General features: G+C 35.9%; 31 protein-coding genes. All 31 read right to left on the bottom strand.

Annotated features, from left to right (window positions below):
* Nucleotides 1-69 precede the first annotated feature (69 nt).
* Nucleotides 70-1,359, bottom strand: a complete 1,290-nt coding sequence (eno, locus tag ABW637_RS17495) for a phosphopyruvate hydratase (RefSeq protein WP_367586014.1) — start codon at nt 1,357-1,359, stop codon at nt 70-72.
* A 186-nt stretch (nt 1,360-1,545) separates the two neighbouring features.
* Nucleotides 1,546-2,661, bottom strand: coding sequence for a glutamine-hydrolyzing carbamoyl-phosphate synthase small subunit (gene carA / locus ABW637_RS17490; RefSeq protein ID WP_367586013.1), 1,116 nt, complete (start codon nt 2,659-2,661; stop codon nt 1,546-1,548).
* A 124-nt stretch (nt 2,662-2,785) separates the two neighbouring features.
* The gene (rplQ, locus tag ABW637_RS17485; protein WP_367586012.1) at nt 2,786-3,265 is read right to left on the bottom strand and encodes a 50S ribosomal protein L17; all 480 of its coding nucleotides are present in this window, start codon (nt 3,263-3,265) and stop codon (nt 2,786-2,788) included.
* Nucleotides 3,266-3,325: 60 nt separating this feature from the next.
* Nucleotides 3,326-4,318 carry a DNA-directed RNA polymerase subunit alpha gene (locus tag ABW637_RS17480; protein WP_024770856.1) on the bottom strand — a complete coding sequence of 331 codons (993 nt, stop codon included), beginning with the start codon at nt 4,316-4,318 and terminating at the stop codon, nt 3,326-3,328.
* A gap of 24 nt (nt 4,319-4,342) precedes the next feature.
* Nucleotides 4,343-4,948, bottom strand: a complete 606-nt coding sequence (rpsD, locus tag ABW637_RS17475; RefSeq protein WP_367586011.1) for a 30S ribosomal protein S4 — start codon at nt 4,946-4,948, stop codon at nt 4,343-4,345.
* 129 nt (nt 4,949-5,077) lie between these two features.
* A complete protein-coding gene (rpsK, locus tag ABW637_RS17470) occupies nt 5,078-5,461 on the bottom strand; it encodes a 30S ribosomal protein S11 (RefSeq protein ID WP_025666464.1) in 384 nt (127 codons plus the stop codon).
* An 8-nt stretch (nt 5,462-5,469) separates the two neighbouring features.
* Nucleotides 5,470-5,844: a 30S ribosomal protein S13 gene (rpsM, locus tag ABW637_RS17465; RefSeq protein WP_367586010.1), complete on the bottom strand. Its 375-nt coding sequence runs from the start codon at nt 5,842-5,844 to the stop codon at nt 5,470-5,472.
* A gap of 2 nt (nt 5,845-5,846) precedes the next feature.
* Nucleotides 5,847-5,963, bottom strand: coding sequence for a type B 50S ribosomal protein L36 (ykgO, locus tag ABW637_RS17460; protein WP_013621733.1), 117 nt, complete (start codon nt 5,961-5,963; stop codon nt 5,847-5,849).
* A 118-nt stretch (nt 5,964-6,081) separates the two neighbouring features.
* Nucleotides 6,082-6,297, bottom strand: a complete 216-nt coding sequence (gene infA / locus ABW637_RS17455; protein ID WP_010181908.1) for a translation initiation factor IF-1 — start codon at nt 6,295-6,297, stop codon at nt 6,082-6,084.
* Nucleotides 6,297-7,637 (bottom strand): preprotein translocase subunit SecY, encoded by a 1,341-nt coding sequence (gene secY / locus ABW637_RS17450; protein WP_367586009.1) that lies wholly within the window; start codon nt 7,635-7,637, stop codon nt 6,297-6,299. The genes infA and secY overlap by 1 nt, the downstream gene beginning before the upstream one ends.
* 10 nt (nt 7,638-7,647) lie before the next feature.
* Nucleotides 7,648-8,100, bottom strand: a complete 453-nt coding sequence (rplO, locus tag ABW637_RS17445) for a 50S ribosomal protein L15 (protein ID WP_367586008.1) — start codon at nt 8,098-8,100, stop codon at nt 7,648-7,650.
* Between the two features lie 9 nt (nt 8,101-8,109).
* A complete protein-coding gene (rpmD, locus tag ABW637_RS17440; RefSeq protein WP_027392536.1) occupies nt 8,110-8,289 on the bottom strand; it encodes a 50S ribosomal protein L30 in 180 nt (59 codons plus the stop codon).
* A gap of 10 nt (nt 8,290-8,299) precedes the next feature.
* The gene (gene rpsE / locus ABW637_RS17435) at nt 8,300-8,824 is read right to left on the bottom strand and encodes a 30S ribosomal protein S5 (RefSeq protein ID WP_367586007.1); all 525 of its coding nucleotides are present in this window, start codon (nt 8,822-8,824) and stop codon (nt 8,300-8,302) included.
* Between the two features lie 6 nt (nt 8,825-8,830).
* Nucleotides 8,831-9,187 (bottom strand): 50S ribosomal protein L18, encoded by a 357-nt coding sequence (rplR, locus tag ABW637_RS17430; protein WP_367586006.1) that lies wholly within the window; start codon nt 9,185-9,187, stop codon nt 8,831-8,833.
* A gap of 10 nt (nt 9,188-9,197) precedes the next feature.
* A complete protein-coding gene (gene rplF, locus ABW637_RS17425) occupies nt 9,198-9,740 on the bottom strand; it encodes a 50S ribosomal protein L6 (RefSeq protein WP_367586005.1) in 543 nt (180 codons plus the stop codon).
* Nucleotides 9,741-9,760: 20 nt separating this feature from the next.
* Nucleotides 9,761-10,159, bottom strand: a complete 399-nt coding sequence (gene rpsH, locus ABW637_RS17420; protein ID WP_367586004.1) for a 30S ribosomal protein S8 — start codon at nt 10,157-10,159, stop codon at nt 9,761-9,763.
* A 72-nt stretch (nt 10,160-10,231) separates the two neighbouring features.
* Nucleotides 10,232-10,501, bottom strand: coding sequence for a 30S ribosomal protein S14 (gene rpsN / locus ABW637_RS17415; protein WP_025666456.1), 270 nt, complete (start codon nt 10,499-10,501; stop codon nt 10,232-10,234).
* 2 nt (nt 10,502-10,503) lie between these two features.
* Nucleotides 10,504-11,055 (bottom strand): 50S ribosomal protein L5, encoded by a 552-nt coding sequence (rplE, locus tag ABW637_RS17410; RefSeq protein ID WP_367586003.1) that lies wholly within the window; start codon nt 11,053-11,055, stop codon nt 10,504-10,506.
* Between the two features lie 2 nt (nt 11,056-11,057).
* Nucleotides 11,058-11,369, bottom strand: coding sequence for a 50S ribosomal protein L24 (gene rplX, locus ABW637_RS17405; RefSeq protein WP_201922871.1), 312 nt, complete (start codon nt 11,367-11,369; stop codon nt 11,058-11,060).
* A gap of 13 nt (nt 11,370-11,382) precedes the next feature.
* Nucleotides 11,383-11,751 (bottom strand): 50S ribosomal protein L14, encoded by a 369-nt coding sequence (rplN, locus tag ABW637_RS17400; RefSeq protein ID WP_367586002.1) that lies wholly within the window; start codon nt 11,749-11,751, stop codon nt 11,383-11,385.
* A 2-nt stretch (nt 11,752-11,753) separates the two neighbouring features.
* On the bottom strand, nt 11,754-12,011 hold the full coding sequence (gene rpsQ, locus ABW637_RS17395; protein WP_024770871.1) for a 30S ribosomal protein S17: 258 nt from the start codon (nt 12,009-12,011) through the stop codon (nt 11,754-11,756).
* Nucleotides 12,012-12,023: 12 nt separating this feature from the next.
* Nucleotides 12,024-12,218: a 50S ribosomal protein L29 gene (gene rpmC, locus ABW637_RS17390; protein ID WP_367586001.1), complete on the bottom strand. Its 195-nt coding sequence runs from the start codon at nt 12,216-12,218 to the stop codon at nt 12,024-12,026.
* Nucleotides 12,219-12,232: 14 nt separating this feature from the next.
* Complete coding sequence (gene rplP, locus ABW637_RS17385) at nt 12,233-12,652, bottom strand: 50S ribosomal protein L16 (protein WP_027392546.1); 420 nt, start codon at nt 12,650-12,652, stop codon at nt 12,233-12,235.
* A gap of 20 nt (nt 12,653-12,672) precedes the next feature.
* Nucleotides 12,673-13,398, bottom strand: coding sequence for a 30S ribosomal protein S3 (rpsC, locus tag ABW637_RS17380; protein ID WP_201922868.1), 726 nt, complete (start codon nt 13,396-13,398; stop codon nt 12,673-12,675).
* Nucleotides 13,399-13,406: 8 nt separating this feature from the next.
* The gene (gene rplV / locus ABW637_RS17375) at nt 13,407-13,814 is read right to left on the bottom strand and encodes a 50S ribosomal protein L22 (RefSeq protein WP_367586000.1); all 408 of its coding nucleotides are present in this window, start codon (nt 13,812-13,814) and stop codon (nt 13,407-13,409) included.
* A gap of 8 nt (nt 13,815-13,822) precedes the next feature.
* Entirely contained in the window at nt 13,823-14,101 is a 279-nt protein-coding gene (gene rpsS, locus ABW637_RS17370) for a 30S ribosomal protein S19 (protein ID WP_019386271.1), read from the bottom strand.
* 6 nt (nt 14,102-14,107) lie between these two features.
* Nucleotides 14,108-14,932, bottom strand: a complete 825-nt coding sequence (gene rplB / locus ABW637_RS17365; protein ID WP_367585999.1) for a 50S ribosomal protein L2 — start codon at nt 14,930-14,932, stop codon at nt 14,108-14,110.
* 9 nt (nt 14,933-14,941) lie between these two features.
* A complete protein-coding gene (gene rplW, locus ABW637_RS17360) occupies nt 14,942-15,232 on the bottom strand; it encodes a 50S ribosomal protein L23 (RefSeq protein ID WP_367585998.1) in 291 nt (96 codons plus the stop codon).
* Nucleotides 15,233-15,237: 5 nt separating this feature from the next.
* Entirely contained in the window at nt 15,238-15,867 is a 630-nt protein-coding gene (gene rplD / locus ABW637_RS17355) for a 50S ribosomal protein L4 (RefSeq protein WP_367585997.1), read from the bottom strand.
* Nucleotides 15,867-16,484 carry a 50S ribosomal protein L3 gene (rplC, locus tag ABW637_RS17350; protein WP_367585996.1) on the bottom strand — a complete coding sequence of 206 codons (618 nt, stop codon included), beginning with the start codon at nt 16,482-16,484 and terminating at the stop codon, nt 15,867-15,869. Before rplC ends, rplD begins: the two co-directional genes overlap by 1 nt.
* A gap of 148 nt (nt 16,485-16,632) precedes the next feature.
* On the bottom strand, nt 16,633-16,938 hold the full coding sequence (rpsJ, locus tag ABW637_RS17345) for a 30S ribosomal protein S10 (RefSeq protein WP_010181931.1): 306 nt from the start codon (nt 16,936-16,938) through the stop codon (nt 16,633-16,635).
* Between the last annotated feature and the right edge of the window lie 2 nt (nt 16,939-16,940).

Below are 16,940 nucleotides of genomic sequence, written 5' to 3'. Positions count from 1 at the left end.
TCAAAATTATTCGCAAAAAAAATAGGCCGTCTTTCTAGACGGCCTATTTTACATTATAAAATAAGTATGTTATTTCACTTTAAAAGCGTTCTCTTTTGGATAATACGCTACACTTCCTAATTCTTCCTCTATACGTAATAACTGATTGTATTTTGCCATTCTATCACTACGAGATGCAGAACCTGTTTTGATCTGACCAGTATTTAAAGCTACGGCAAGATCTGCAATAGTATTATCTTCTGTTTCTCCTGATCTATGAGACATTACAGAAGTATACCCCGCGTTGTGAGCCATATTTACTGCTGCAATAGTTTCGGTAAGTGTACCTATCTGATTTACTTTTATCAAAATAGAATTTGCTATTCCGTTTTCGATCCCTCTTGAAAGTCTTTCTACATTGGTAACAAATAAATCATCACCTACCAACTGCACTTTATCTCCGATCTTATCTGTAAGATACTTCCATCCATCCCAATCATTTTCATCCATTCCATCTTCGATAGAAATAATTGGATATTTCGATGCTAATTCTGCAAGATAATCTGCTTGTTCTTCACTAGTACGTACTTTACCAGTATCTCCTTCGAATTTTGCATAGTCGTATTTTCCATCTACATAAAATTCTGCCGCAGCACAATCTAAAGCAACCATTACTTCATCTCCAAACTTATACCCAGCTTTTTCTACAGCGATAGCAATAGAGTCTAAAGCATCTTCAGTTCCGTCGAGAGTTGGAGCAAAACCACCTTCATCTCCAACAGCTGTACTTAATCCACGATCATGTAGTACTTTTTTCAGATTATGAAAAATCTCTGTACCCATTTGCATAGCATGAGTAAAATTTTTAGCCTTTACCGGCATTACCATAAACTCCTGAAATGCAATTGGCGCATCACTATGTGAACCTCCATTAATAATATTCATCATCGGCACTGGCAGTGTATTAGCACTTACCCCACCCACATAACGATATAATGGCATATTAAGTTCATTTGCCGCTGCTTTTGCAACTGCTAATGAAACACCTAATATAGCATTCGCTCCTAGTTTTGATTTATTTGGTGTACCATCAATTTCGATCATGGTTTTATCTAGTAAATTCTGATCGAATACAGAATAGCCTAACAATTCTTCAGCAATAATGGTGTTTACATTCTCAACAGCCTTTAGCACTCCTTTGCCCATGTAACTTTTCCCTCCATCTCTTAGCTCTACTGCTTCATGTTCTCCTGTAGAGGCTCCCGATGGGACAGCCGCTCTTCCTAAAACACCATTTTCTGTAATCACGTCTACTTCTACAGTTGGGTTACCACGTGAATCTAAGATTTGTCTTGCGTGAATATTAATAATTATACTCATGTTTATTTTAATTTTTGTTGGATAATTTTAATTCTTTGCAATATACGAAACCAGTAAACTTTAACACCTTCGAAAAACCCTTAATTTACTGCGAAAACAGCAATAAAACTGCTAAGTTATCAACTATAACGTTATAGATTAAGATGTTATCAAACCGCTTAAAGTTCTATGCAAAGAATTGAAGTTTTATACTGTAATTTTTGCGTTTTTGATATTCTCAATAAATTGATCAAATAAATATATTGAATCATTTGGCCCAGGACTAGCTTCGGGATGATATTGTACCGAAAAACAGTTCTTGTTTTTCATTTTGATTCCGGCTACGGTATGATCATTAAGATGCACATGAGTGATTTCGATATCAGTATGTTTTTCTGTCTCTTCTCTATTGATTGCAAAACCGTGATTCTGAGAGGTAATTTCTCCTTTACCCGTAACTATATTTTTTACAGGGTGATTTATTCCTCTATGTCCGTGATGCATTTTATAGGTTCTAATTCCATTTGCCAATGCAATCACCTGATGCCCAAGACATATTCCGAATAATGGCAAGTCTCTTTTAATAATCTCTTTTGCAGTATCAATAGCCTGAGTAAGAGGTTCTGGATCTCCTGGGCCATTAGACAAGAAATACCCGTCTGGTTCCCATTCACTCATTTCTTCAAATGTGGTATCATAAGGGAATACTTTAATATACGCATCTCTTTTGGCTAAGTTTCGCAGTATATTTTTCTTTATTCCTATGTCTAAAGCCGAAATCTTATATGTGGCATTAGGATCTCCAAAGAAATATGGTTTGGTAGTTGATACTTTAGACGCTAGCTCTAATCCTTTCATATCCGGTACTTCGGAGAGCTGTTTTTTTAATGCATCAATATCTTCAACTTCTGTAGAGATTACGGCATTCATTGCTCCATTATCTCTTATATAACTTACCAAAGCACGGGTATCAACATCTGATATTGCAAGGAGGTTGTGTTTTTCTAAAAACTCTTGTAAAGAGCTATCCGCTAGGTCACGAGAATATTCGTAACTGAAATTTTTCACAATAAGCCCAGCTATCTTTATTGAATCTGATTCTATTTCTTCTTCATTAGTACCGTAATTACCAATATGTGCATTGGTAGTTACCATAAGTTGTCCATAATACGACGGATCTGTGAAAATCTCCTGATATCCTGTCATACCCGTATTAAAACATACTTCACCAAAAGCACTACCTTCTTTACCTACTGCTTTACCGTGAAAAATTGTACCGTCTGCTAATAAAAGAATCGCTTTTTTTCGAGATTGATATTTCATCTTTAAATTTTAATTGATATTCTATTTCAATTTTAGGCGGAAAACCTTTTCAAAATTATTCAAAAAAAAAGGATAAACGTAAAACGTTTATCCTTTTATATTATGTGTTATTCACACTTTTCATTTATTCTTCTTCAGAATTAGCAGTTTCAGGAGCTGGCGCTACAGGAGCAGTTTCAGCTTTCTTTCCTTTTCCTCCTCTTCTTCTTGATTTCTTCTTAGCAGGCTTACCAGCATTATATAGCTCATTGTAGTCTACTAATTCTATCATTGCCATATCAGCATTATCCCCAAGACGATTTCCAAGTTTTATAATTCTTGTATATCCTCCAGGTCTATCACCAACCTTTGTAGCTACATCTCTAAATAATTCAGTAACCGCATACTTATTACGCAGTTTACTAAATACAATACGACGATTATGAGTACTATCATCTTTAGATTTAGTTACTAATGGCTCAACAAACTGTTTAAGCGCTTTAGCTTTTGCAACAGTAGTATTGATTCTTTTATGCTCAATTAGGGAACAAGCCATATTTGCAAGCATAGCTTTACGATGGGCTGTCTTTCTTCCTAAGTGATTTACTTTTTTTCCGTGTCTCATGACATTTAATTTTAATCATCATCTTGCTACAACCCTCTTTGGGGAGCAAATTATGATGGATTAGTCTTTATCCAATTTATATTTAGAAAGATCCATACCAAAGTTAAGTCCTTTAACATTTACTAGTTCTTCTAGCTCTGTTAAAGACTTCTTACCAAAGTTACGGAACTTCATCAAGTCATTTTTATTGTAAGATACAAGATCTCCTAAAGTGTCTACTTCTGCAGCTTTTAAACAATTAAGTGCACGTACAGAAAGATCCATATCGATCAATTTAGTTTTTAACAACTGTCTCATGTGAAGTGACTCTTCATCATAAGTTTCTGTTTGTGCTATCTCATCAGCTTCTAATGTAATACGCTCATCAGAGAATAACATAAAGTGATGGATTAATATTTTAGCAGCTTCTGTTAATGCATCTTTAGGATGAATAGATCCATCTGTTACAATTTCGAAAACTAATTTTTCGTAATCTGTTTTTTGCTCTACACGATAGTTCTCAATGCTATACTTAACATTTTTAATAGGAGTGTATATAGAATCAGTAAAGATCGTTCCGATAGGAGCGTTAGCTTTCTTATTCTCTTCAGCAGGAACATAACCTCTACCCTTTTCGATAGTAATTTCTAGGTTAAGTGCTACTTTCTTATCCATATTACAGATTACTAAATCAGGATTTAGCACCTGAAATCCAGAAATAAATTTCTGAAAATCACCAGCTGTTAATTGCTCCTGACCAGAGATAGATATAGTAACAGATTCATTATCTATATCTTCTATCTGACGCTTAAAGCGAACTTGTTTAAGATTTAGAATAATTTCTGTAACATCTTCTACTACTCCAGAGATTGTAGAAAACTCGTGATCTACACCTTCTATTCTAAGAGAAGTTATAGCGAATCCCTCTAAAGAAGATAGCAAAACTCTTCTCAAAGCGTTACCAACTGTCAATCCATATCCCGGTTCTAATGGTCTAAATTCAAATTTACCATCGAACTCAGTTGAGTCGATCATGATAACTTTATCGGGCTTCTGAAAATTTAATATTGCCATATTTTTGTTTCTTCTTTAGCGTTATTACTTAGAGTATAATTCGACAATGAATTGTTCGTTAATATTTTCCGGAATTTGAATTCTAGCCGGAACAGATACATAAGTGCCTTCTTTAGTATCGTTATTAAACGTAATCCACTCATACACTTTACTATTATTAGCAAGTGAATTTTGAATTACTTCTAATGATTTTGATTTTTCTCTTACGCCAACAACGTCTCCCGCTTTTAGCTGGTAAGATGGAATATTTACTTGTTGCCCATTAACTGTAATGTGTCTATGAGAAACTAGTTGTCTTGCTCCTCTACGAGAGTTCGATAATCCCATTCTAAAAACTACATTATCCAAACGAGACTCACATAATTGAAGTAAAACCTCACCTGTAATTCCTTGTGCACGTGTTGCTTTTTCGAACATGTTACGGAATTGACGTTCAAGAACTCCGTACGTATATTTTGCTTTTTGCTTTTCCATTAACTGGATAGCATATTCACTTTTCTTACCTCTACGTCTGTTGTTACCGTGTTGCCCAGGAGGGTAATTTCTTTTTTCGAAGGACTTATCTTCCCCGAAGATCGCTTCACCAAATTTACGAGCGATTTTAGTTTTTGGACCAGTATATCTTGCCATTATTAATAATTTAGTTATTGAGGTGATTATGAATTAAGGTCACTGTCCTTCGATAATCAGTATTCCTCTTTTAGATTTACCTATTTTTAAATATATAAAAGATCCCGAAAACAAGTTTCGGGATAAAAATTATACTCTACGTCTTTTAGGAGGACGACAACCGTTATGTGGCATTGGTGTTACATCGATAATCTCTGAAACCTCAATTCCTGAGTTGTGAAGAGAACGAATTGCCGATTCTCTACCATTACCAGGTCCTTTAACGTATACCTTTACTTTCTTCAGACCAGCTTCGATAGCTACTTTAGAAGCATCTTCGGCAGCAAGTTGGGCAGCATAAGGAGTATTCTTTTTAGAACCTCTAAATCCCATTTTACCTGCTGAAGACCAAGAAATAACGTCTCCCTTTTTATTTGTTAACGAAATAATAATGTTGTTAAAAGAAGCAGTTACATGAGCTTCTCCTACAGACTCAACAATTACTTTACGTTTTTTTGAAGTTGACTTTGCCATACTACTTATTATTTAGTTGCTTTTTTCTTGTTAGCAACTGTTTTTCTTCTTCCTTTACGTGTTCTAGAGTTGTTCTTAGTACGTTGTCCTCTAAGAGGTAATCCTGCTCTATGGCGTATTCCTCTATAACATCCTATATCCATAAGACGTTTGATGTTCAACTGAACTTCAGAACGTAGTTCTCCTTCTATGGTATATGTCCCTACAGCCTCACGAATACGACCAATTTGATCATCATCCCAGTCAGAAACTTTTATACTCTCATCTACTTTGGCAGCACCTAAAATCTCTTTAGCTCTACTTCTACCAATTCCGAAGATATAGGTTAATGCTATAACTCCTCGCTTTTGTTTAGGTATATCTACCCCTGCAATTCTTGCCATAATTACCCTTGTCTTTGTTTAAATCTAGGATTCTTTTTATTAATCACGTAAAGTCGGCCTTTTCTACGCACAATCTTGCACTCGGCACTTCTCTTTTTTATTGATGCTCTTACTTTCATCTCTTTTTATTTAATTACTGAAAAAACATAATATATGATTTTCAGAAAGTATCATTAATAAGATTTTTCAGCCTGCAAAATTACACAAAAAATCTTAATTAACAATATTATAAAACTATTAGTATCTATATGTTATTCGAGCCTTTGATAAATCATAAGGACTCATTTCTAACTTTACCTTATCTCCTGGTAGTAATTTAATATAATGCATACGCATCTTACCAGATATATGTGCTGTTACAACATGACCGTTTTCAAGTTCTACACGAAACATTGCATTTGATAATGCTTCGATAATACTTCCGTCTTGTTCTATTGCTGGTTGCTTTGCCATTATGCTACTGCTTTACGATTTTTACCAGTTTTCATTAATCCATCATAATGTCTATTCAATAGATATGAATTAACCTGTTGCATTGTATCTATTGCAACACCCACCATAATAAGTAGTGATGTTCCTCCGAAAAACAATGCCCAACCTTGTTGTACATCTAACAATTTCACTGCAATTGCAGGGAAAATTGCTATCAAGGCAAGAAAAATTGATCCTGGTAAAGTTATTTGCGACATGATTTTATCAAGGTAATCTGCAGTTTCTGTACCTGGACGAATTCCAGGAATAAAACCACCACTACGTTTTAAATCATCAGCCATTTTATTAGTTGGAACAGTAATCGCGGTATAAAAGTAGGTAAACACTATAATCAATAGTGCAAATACCAGATTATACCATAATCCAAAAATATCACTAAATGCTGCCGTAACTCCTTGAGCTGCCTCAGATTCTGACATGCTCGCTGCCACAAAACCAGGAACAAACATAATTGCCTGCGCAAAGATAATAGGCATTACACCTGAAGCATTAAGTTTTAATGGAATATACTGTCGAGATCCAAAAACATTTTTCTCATAACCTCCGCCTGCAGTTCTTCTGGCATATTGCACTGGTATCTGGCGTACAGCCATCACCAACAACACTGAAGCCAGGATAATTACAAACCAAATTACTAACTCGATTAATACCATAATGATATCACCACCTTCACCCGATGTTCTCGAAATGAAGTTTTGCACAAATGATTGTGGTAGTGTAGCAATAATACCCACCATAATTAGTAATGAAATACCGTTACCAATACCTTTATCAGTAATTTTCTCACCTAACCACATTGCAAAAATACAACCTGTTGATATGATAATTACAGATGATACAACAAAAATGGTTTGATTTGGAATAACAAATGCTTCTGCCGGTAATGTTGCAAACAAATTATAGATATAACCAGGTCCTTGAACCAAAGTAATAGCAATAGTTAACCAACGTGTAATTTGATTAATCTTTTTTCTACCACTTTCTCCTTCTTTTTGTAGTTTTTGAAGATAAGGAATTGCGATTCCCATCAATTGCACTACAATTGAAGCAGATATATAAGGCATAATACCTAAAGCAAATACTGAAGCATTAGCAAACGCTCCTCCTGTAAATGCATTAAGCAATCCTAAAATACCGTCTTGGGTTTGAGTACCCAATTCGGCTAATTGTGCTGCATCTACCCCAGGAAGTACAACTTGCGCTCCAAAACGATATACTAAAAGTAATCCTAGTGTAACTAAGATCCTATTTTTTAGTTCTTCGATTTTCCAAATGTTTTTTATTGTATCAATAAATTTCATGAATTGTCTATTATAAGGTTACTGCTTCACCACCTGCTGCTTCTATAGCAGCTTTTGCTGTGGCCGTAAATTTGTGAGCCGAGACTTTCAACTTCGCCTTCAATTCACCTCTTCCCAGTATCTTAATCAAATCATTTTTTCCAGCAAGGCGTGTAGCTAAAATCACATCAACATCTACGGTATCTTTAATCTTACCTTCGTCTACTAATTTCTGTAGTGTATCTAGGTTGATTCCTTGATACTCTTTTCTATTAATATTTTTGAAACCAAACTTAGGCACACGTCTTTGAAGAGGCATTTGACCACCTTCAAAACCGATCTTTTTAGAATACCCAGAACGTGATTTCGCTCCTTTATGACCTCGAGTAGCAGTTCCGCCTTTTCCAGAACCTTGTCCACGACCTACTCGCTTGCTGTTATTTTTTACCGAACCTGCAGCAGGTTTTAAGTTACTTAAATCCATGTGCTTATATTATTTTGTTTCTACAGAAACTAAATGTTTAACTTTATTTACCATCCCAAGGATATTAGGAGTATCATCGTGCTCCACAACCTGGCCGATCTTCTTAAGACCTAGAGCCTCTAAGGTTCTCTTTTGTCTTTGAGTGCGGTTTATTGCACTTTTTACTTTAGTAATTTTAATCTTTGCCATCGTTTCCTATTTATCCTTTAAACACTTTTTCAAGTGAAACTCCACGTTGTTTTGCCACTTGCTGTGCACTACGCATTTGCAATAAAGCATCAAACGTTGCTTTCACCACATTGTGTGGGTTAGACGATCCTTGGTTCTTAGAAAGTACATCATGTACTCCTACAGATTCTAATACTGCACGGATAGCTCCACCAGCAATTACTCCAGTACCCGTTGCAGCAGGTAAAAGTAACACTCTTGCTCCACCGTACTTACCTTTTTGTTCATGTGGTAAAGTACCTTTATGTAATGGAATACGAACCAAATTCTTTTTTGCATCTTCTACTGCCTTAGCGATAGCCTCTGCTACCTCTTTAGACTTACCTAAACCGTGACCTACAACACCATTTTCATCACCTACAACTACGATTGCAGAGAAACCAAATGCTCTACCACCTTTTGTTACTTTAGTAACACGTTGCACACCAACTAAACGATCTTTAAGTTCTAGTCCACTTGGTTTTACTAATTCTGCGTTTTTATATTTCTGATACATAATTTCTTAGAATTTAAGTCCTGCTTCTCTAGCACCGTCTGCTAATGATTTTACTCTTCCGTGATATAAATATCCTCCTCTATCAAAGGCTACTGTTTCTACACCTGCTTTTTTAGCTTTTTCGGCAAGAGCTTTTCCTACCAAACCTGCTTTTTCAATCTTATTACCAGATGCCGAAGCAATGTCTTTATCTCTTGAAGAAGCAGCACTGATAGTCTTACCAGTAACGTCATCTATGATTTGCGCATAGATTTCTTTATTACTTCTATATACAGATAATCTAGGACGTTGTTCTGTTCCGTTTACATTTCCACGGATACGCTTTCTTATCTTTAATCTTCTTAAATCTTTTGAGAATGCCATAACTACGATATTATGCAGATTTACCTGCTTTTCTTCTTAATTGTTCTCCTACGAATTTAATTCCCTTCCCTTTGTAAGGTTCTGGTTTACGGAAGCCTCTAATTTTAGCTGCTATCTGTCCTACCAATTGCTTATCATAAGAAGTTAATTTTACGATAGGGTTTTTACCTTTTTCTGAAATAGTCTCAACTTTAACTTCTGGAGCCAAGTCTAACACTATATTATGAGAGAATCCTAAAGCCAAATCTAATTTTTGACCTTGGTTAGAAGCTCTATATCCAACTCCCACCAATTCTAACTCTTTGGTAAAACCTTCAGAAACTCCAACTACCATATTCTGAATCAAGGCTCTATACAAACCGTGCTTCGCTTTATGATCTTTGGCATCGCTAGGTCTTTCTAGAACTACCTGGCCTTCTTCTACTTTCACCTGGATACTATCGATCTCTTGAGAAAGCTCTCCTAATTTTCCTTTAACAGTAACAACATTACCTGTCACTTCTACCGTGACACCAGACGGAATAGTTACTGGATTTTTTCCTATTCTTGACATTTCTTTTGTCTTTTATACTGTTAATATACGTAGCAAAGTACTTCTCCACCAACATTATCTTGTCTTGCCTGTTTACCAGTCATAACGCCATGTGATGTAGACACTATTGCAACACCTAATCCATTAAGGATTCTAGGAATATCACTAGATCCTGCATATTTACGTAAACCAGGCTTACTGATTCTTTGTAATTCTTTTATTACAGGTTCTTTTGTAATCTTATCGTACTTAAGTGCTATCTTGATAGTACCTTGTACAGTAGTATCTTCAAACTTATAACTTAAAATATATCCTTGGTCGAATAATATTTTAGTGATCTCTTTTTTAACCTTTGATGCAGGGATCTCAACCACTCTGTGTTGAGCACTATTTGCATTACGAATTCTGGTTAAATAATCTGCTATAGGATCTGTATTCATTATATTTAATTTCTGGTATTGGTTTTCAACTACACTTAGCCGAACCTTACACCAATTAATTTACTTTTATTATTACCAACTAGCTTTAGTTACTCCTGGAATTAACCCTTTATTAGCCATCTCTCTAAATGTAACACGAGAAATTCCAAACTGACGCATATATCCTTTTGGTCTTCCTGTTAATTTACAACGATTGTGCTTACGGATTGGAGAAGCATTTTTCGGTAACTTTTGTAATGCTTCATAATCTCCAGCTTCTTTTAAAGCTTTACGTTTTTCAGCATATTTAGCTACAGTTTTAGCTCTCTTCACCTCACGGGCTTTCATTGATTCTTTAGCCATAATTAATTCTTTTTAAAAGGTAATCCTAGTTCGGTTAACAATGATTTTGCTTCTTTATCGGTCTTAGCAGAAGTTTCGAACGTGATGTTCATTCCTGAAATCTTATTTACCTTATCGATATCAATTTCTGGGAAGATGATCTGTTCTAAAATTCCTAAGGAATAATTACCTCTACCATCAAAACCTGTTGCTTTAATTCCGCTAAAATCTCTTACACGTGGTAACGCTGAAGTAATCAAACGATCTAAAAACTCATACATTCTTTCTCCTCTTAACGTAACTTTAGCACCAATTGGCATTCCTTTACGTAATTTGAAAGATGCAACGTCTTTTTTAGAAATCGTTGATATTGCTTTCTGACCAGTGATTGTTGTTAATTCGTCTACTGCATAGTCGATTAACTTCTTATCAGCTACAGCTGCACCAACACCTCTACTTAAAACAATTTTTTTAAGCTTTGGTACTTGCATTACATTATCATAGCTAAATTCTTCTGTAAGAGCAGACACTACTCTGTCTTTATACTCTTGTTTTAATCTTGGGATATAAGCCATAATTATATTACTTCATTAGATTTTTTAGAAAATCTCACTTTCTTATCTCCTTCTACTCTATACCCAACTCTTGTAGTTTCTCCTTTCGAAGTTAACAATGATAAATTAGATATATGAATAGGTGCTTCTTGCTTTACAATTCCACCTTGTGGATTAGTAGCACTAGGCTTCTGGTGTTTAGACACTAAGTTAACACCTTCTACAATCGCCTTGTTCTTATCTTTCAATACTTTTTGCACCGTACCCTCTTGACCTTTATTGTCTCCAGCGATAACGCGTACTGTATCTCCTGATTTAATTTTTAGCTTTGTCATCTTTTCAAATGTTTTAAAGCACTTCTGGCGCTAGTGAAACAATCTTCATGAATTGCTTATCACGAAGTTCTCTTGCAACAGGACCAAAAACACGAGTTCCTCTCATTTCTCCCGAAGGATTTAATAACACACATGCATTATCATCGAAACGAATATAAGAACCATCTGGTCTGCGCACTTCTTTTTTAGTACGAACTACAACTGCAGTTGAAACCGCTCCTTTTTTAATGTTTCCATTTGGAGTTGCTTCTTTTACACTGACAACGATCTTGTCTCCTACAGAAGCGTATCTTCTTCCTGTACCACCTAAAACACGGATAACTAAAACTTCTTTACCACCTGTGTTATCGGCTACTTTTAATCTAGACTCTTGTTGTACCATAATTACTTCGCTCTTTCAATTACTTCTACTAATCTCCAGCACTTGGTTTTACTCATAGGTCTTGTTTCCATGATCTTTACAGTATCACCAATATTGCAGTCGTTTTTCTCATCGTGTGCAACGTATTTTTTCGTTTTTAACACGAACTTTCCGTACATTGGGTGTTTTACTTTTTTAACTTCAGCAACCACGATTGATTTCTGCATTTTGTTACTAGTAACAACTCCTATACGTTCTTTTCTTAAGTTTCTTTTTTCCATCTTTCAGCAGAATTAACCGTTTAATTCTCTTTTTGTTAGCTCTGTTGCCATTCTTGCAATAGATCTTCTCACTTTACGTAATTGCAAAGGGTTCTCTAATGGAGACATAGCGTGAGCCATTCTTAAATCTGAATACTCTTTTTGAGTTTTACTAAGTTCCTCTTGTAATTCAGCTGTAGACGATTCTTTTACTTGTGATTGTTTCATAGTCTCTTTCGAATTTAACCTTGATAGGTTCTTGATACAATAAACTTAGTTTTCACTGGCAGCTTCTGAGCAGCAAGACGCAATGCCTCTTTAGCTACATCATATGGCACACCACTTATTTCAAATAATATTCTTCCTGGTTTCACTACTGCTGCCCAATACTCAACAGCACCTTTTCCTTTACCCATACGTACTTCAAGAGGTTTCTTTGTAATAGGCTTGTCTGGGAAAATTTTAATCCACAGAGAACCTTCTCTTTTCATATAACGAGTTGCAGAAATACGAGCTGCTTCTATCTGTCTAGCAGTAACAAAACTTGAATCTAATGATTTGATTCCGAAAGTCCCGTTAGAAAGTGTATGTCCTCTTTGAGAAAGACCTTTCATACGTCCTTTTTGTTGCTTACGGAATTTTGTTCTTTTAGGCTGTAACATTGTTAATTTACTTTAAAAAATTACTTTCTACGACGTGATTTGTTGTTTCCACCACTTCGTCCACCTCTGTCACCTTTTCCTTGTTTTTTGGATAAACCAACTAAAGGAGAAAGTTCTCTTTTACCATATACTTCGCCTTTCATGATCCATACTTTCACACCCAATCTACCATAAGTAGTATGAGCTTCTACCAAAGCATAATCTATGTCAGCTCTAAATGTTGATAAAGGAATACGACCTTCTTTGTAAGACTCTGAACGCGCCATCTCTGCACCATTCAATCGTCCTGAAATCTGAATTTTGATACCTTCAGCATTCATTCTCATCGCAGCCGCGATAGCCATCTTGATAGCACGACGATATGAAATACGACTTTCAATTTGTCTTGCTACACTAGAACCTACCAAGAATGCATCTAGTTCTGGTCTCTTGATTTCAAAAATATTGATCTGAACTTCCTTTTCGGTAATTTTCTTAAGCTCTTCTTTCAACTTGTCTACCTCTTGTCCACCTTTTCCGATAATAATACCAGGTCTAGCAGTAGTGATAGTAACGGTTACAAGTTTAAGCGTACGCTCAATAATTACCCTAGATACACTAGCTTTTGATAAACGTGCGTGTACATACTTTCTAATCTTATCGTCTTCGGCAAGTTTATCACCGTAGTCATTACCTCCGTACCAGTTGGATTCCCAACCTCTAATGATACCAAGGCGATTTCCGATTGGATTTGTCTTCTGTCCCATAGTTTATATTAGCTTTGTGTATTATTGTTTGCTGCAACCACGATTGTTACGTGATTAGAGCGTTTTCTTATTCTGTGTGCGCGACCTTGTGGAGCAGGACGAAGTCTTTTTAACATACTTCCTCCGTCTACACGAATCTCTTTTACAAAAAGATCTGCATCTTCGATGCTAGCGTCTTCATTTTTCGCCTGCCAGTTAGCTATTGCAGAAAGCAATAACTTTTCTAAACGACGTGATGCTTCTTTAGGGTTAAATCTAAGAATCTGAAGCGCTTTTTCAACTTTCTCACCACGAACTAAATCCGCAACTAAACGCATTTTACGAGGTGACGTAGGGCAGTTATTAAGCTTAGCAAAAGCAATTTGCTTTTTCTCTTCCTTAATTCTTTCTGCCATTTCTCTTTTACGAACTCCCATGACTTAAATTATTTTTTACCTTTATTTTTAGCACCAGCGTGTCCTCTAAAAGAACGTGTTGGCGAAAATTCTCCTAATTTATGACCCACCATATTCTCGGTAACATACACCGGTACGAATTGGCGACCATTATGAACTGCAATTGTTTGCCCTACAAAGTCAGGAGTAATCATAGATGCTCTTGACCAAGTCTTAATAACAGACTTTTTATTAGCTTCTACATTTGCAGCTACTTTTTTCTCTAACTTATAGTGAACGTAAGGTCCTTTTTTTAATGAACGTGCCATATCTTATTATTTCTTTCTACGTTCTACAATATACTTATTACTCGCTTTCGTCTTAGAACGGGTTCTATATCCTTTAGCAGGAAGACCTTTTCTAGAACGTGGGTGACCTCCAGAAGAACGTCCTTCACCACCACCCATTGGGTGATCGACAGGGTTCATCGCTACTGGTCTTGTACGTGGACGACGACCTAACCATCTTGTTCTACCTGCCTTACCTCCAACGATCAACTGATGATCACTGTTAGAGATAGCTCCGATAGTCGCAACACAGTTAACTAGTATCATTCTCACTTCACCAGAAGGTAATTTTACAGTAGCAAATTTACCATCTCTAGCCATAAGCTGAGCAAATGAACCAGCACTACGCGCCATAACAGCACCTTGTCCAGGTCGTAATTCTATACAAGAAATGATTGTACCTAATGGAATTTCACTAAGCGGCATTGCATTACCAATTTCTGGAGCAACATTAGCACCAGAAACGATATTCTGTCCTACCTGTAAACCATTTTGAGCGATAACATAACGCTTTTCACCATCTTGGTAATTTACAAGCGCTATAAATGCAGTTCTGTTTGGATCATATTCTATTGTAGCTACAGTAGCAGGTATTCCCTGCTTATCTCGCTTAAAGTCTATAATACGATACCTTCTTTTATGACCACCACCTTTGTAGCGCATAGTCATTTTTCCTTGACTGTTTCTACCACCAGATCTTTTCTTCGGAGCTAATAAACTTTTCTCCGGCTTATCAGTAGTAATGGCGTCAAACCCATTTACTACTCTAAAACGCTGACCTGGGGTAATTGGTTTTAATTTTCTTACTGACATTTTCTAGTCTTAAAGATTACTATATAAATCAATTACTTCACCTTCCGCCACCTGTACAATTGCTTTTTTATAAGCACTTGTTTTACCAGAGACCATTCCCGTTTTTGTATAACGAGTTTTACGATCTGGACGGACATTTAATGTACGAACCTTAGTAACAGATACTCCATAAGCAGCCTCAACCGCTTTTTTGATCTCTACCTTATTCGCTTTTTTATCTACTACAAATCCATAGCGGTTAAACACCTCACTATCAGCAGTAGCCTTTTCCGTAATAATAGGTTTTATTAAGATACTCATGGCTTCTATTTACTTAAATTCGTTTCAATTCCTTTCAAAGAACCTTCCAAAAGTATAACACTATTCGCATTAAGTATTTTGTAAGTACTTAATTCTGAAGCAGTTACAACTTCTGAACCTTTCAAATTGCGTGACGACAAATATACATTTTTATTTGACTCAGACAACACAAACAAAGATTTTTTGTTTTCAAGTCCTAAAGACTTCAAAATTGCAGTAAAATTCTTAGTTTTTATAGTGTCAAAAGTAAAGTCTTCTACAACCGTGATTGCTTTGTCATTTGCCTTAATACTTAACGCCGATTTACGTGCTAATCTCTTTAAATTCTTATTCAATTTAAAAGAGTAATTTCTTGGTCTTGGACCAAAAACTCTACCACCACCTTTAAATATAGGAGACTTAATACTACCAGCTCTAGCAGTACCCGTTCCTTTTTGCTTCTTGATCTTTCTAGTACTACCAACAATCTCTGCTCTCTCTTTAGCCTTGTGTGTACCTTGACGTTGATTTGCCAAGTATTGTTTCACATCTAAATATACAGCATGATCGTTTGGCTCTATACCGAAAACAGTGTCTGAAAGGTCTGCCTTTCTTCCTGTTTCTTTTCCGTTTATATCAATTACCGCTACTTTCATTACTTCTGAATCGTTACATAAGCGTTTTTATGTCCAGGAACACATCCTTTAACAACAAGTAAGTTCTTTTCAGCAACTACTTTTAACACTCTTAAGTTTTGAACTTTTACTTTTTCTCCACCCATTCTTCCTGCCATTTTCATTCCTTTGAAAACTCTTGCAGGATAAGATGCAGCACCTATCGAACCAGGAGCTCTTAAACGGTTATGTTGACCGTGAGTTGCTTGTCCAACACCACCAAAGTTGTGTCTTTTTACAACTCCTTGAAAACCTTTACCTTTTGAAGTTGCTGCAACATCAACAAATTCTCCTTCAGTAAAGTGTTCAACTGTTACCGTATCTCCTAATTTGTACTCCTCCTCAAAACCTTTGAATTCGACAACTTTACGTTTAGCAACAGTTCCTGCTTTTTTAAAGTGACCTAAGGCCGCTTTGGTAGCATTTTTGTCCGCTTTGTCATCGAAACCTAATTGAACAGCCTGATAACCGTCAACCTCTTCAGTTCTGACTTGGGTAACCACGCATGGCCCAGCTTCGATCACAGTACATGGAATATTTTTTCCATTCTCGTCGAAAATGCTGGTCATACCGATCTTTTTTCCTATTAACCCAGACATATTTATTAATTATTAATTAGTATTCTATAATTTAGTTTTGCAAAAAAACAGGGTCAAAATACTTCAACCCTGAATGTATTTTTTTGCCGTTTTTCCCTTGCACGAAGCTTGGGACATTTTATCGTAAGATTACTTACTTAAAGTTTTATCACACTTTGATCTCAACTTCAACTCCACTTGGTAATTCCAGCTTCATCAACGCATCAATCGTTTTTGAAGAAGAGCTATAAATATCCAATAGTCTTTTATAAGAACTTAATTGAAATTGCTCTCTGGATTTTTTATTTACGTGCGGAGAACGAAGCACTGTAAAAATCTTCTTATGTGTTGGTAATGGAATTGGCCCTGTTACTACAGCTCCCGTACTCTTTACCGTCTTTACGATTTTCTCAGCAGACTTATCCACTAAGTTATGATCGTAAGATTTTAGTTTTATTCTAATTTTTTGACTCATTT

The sequence above is a fragment of the Aquimarina penaris genome (assembly GCF_040786285.1).
Lineage (GTDB): Bacteria > Bacteroidota > Bacteroidia > Flavobacteriales > Flavobacteriaceae > Aquimarina.
Note: the sequence above shows the minus strand (reverse complement) of the source record. Positions and strands in the feature narration are given on the sequence as shown.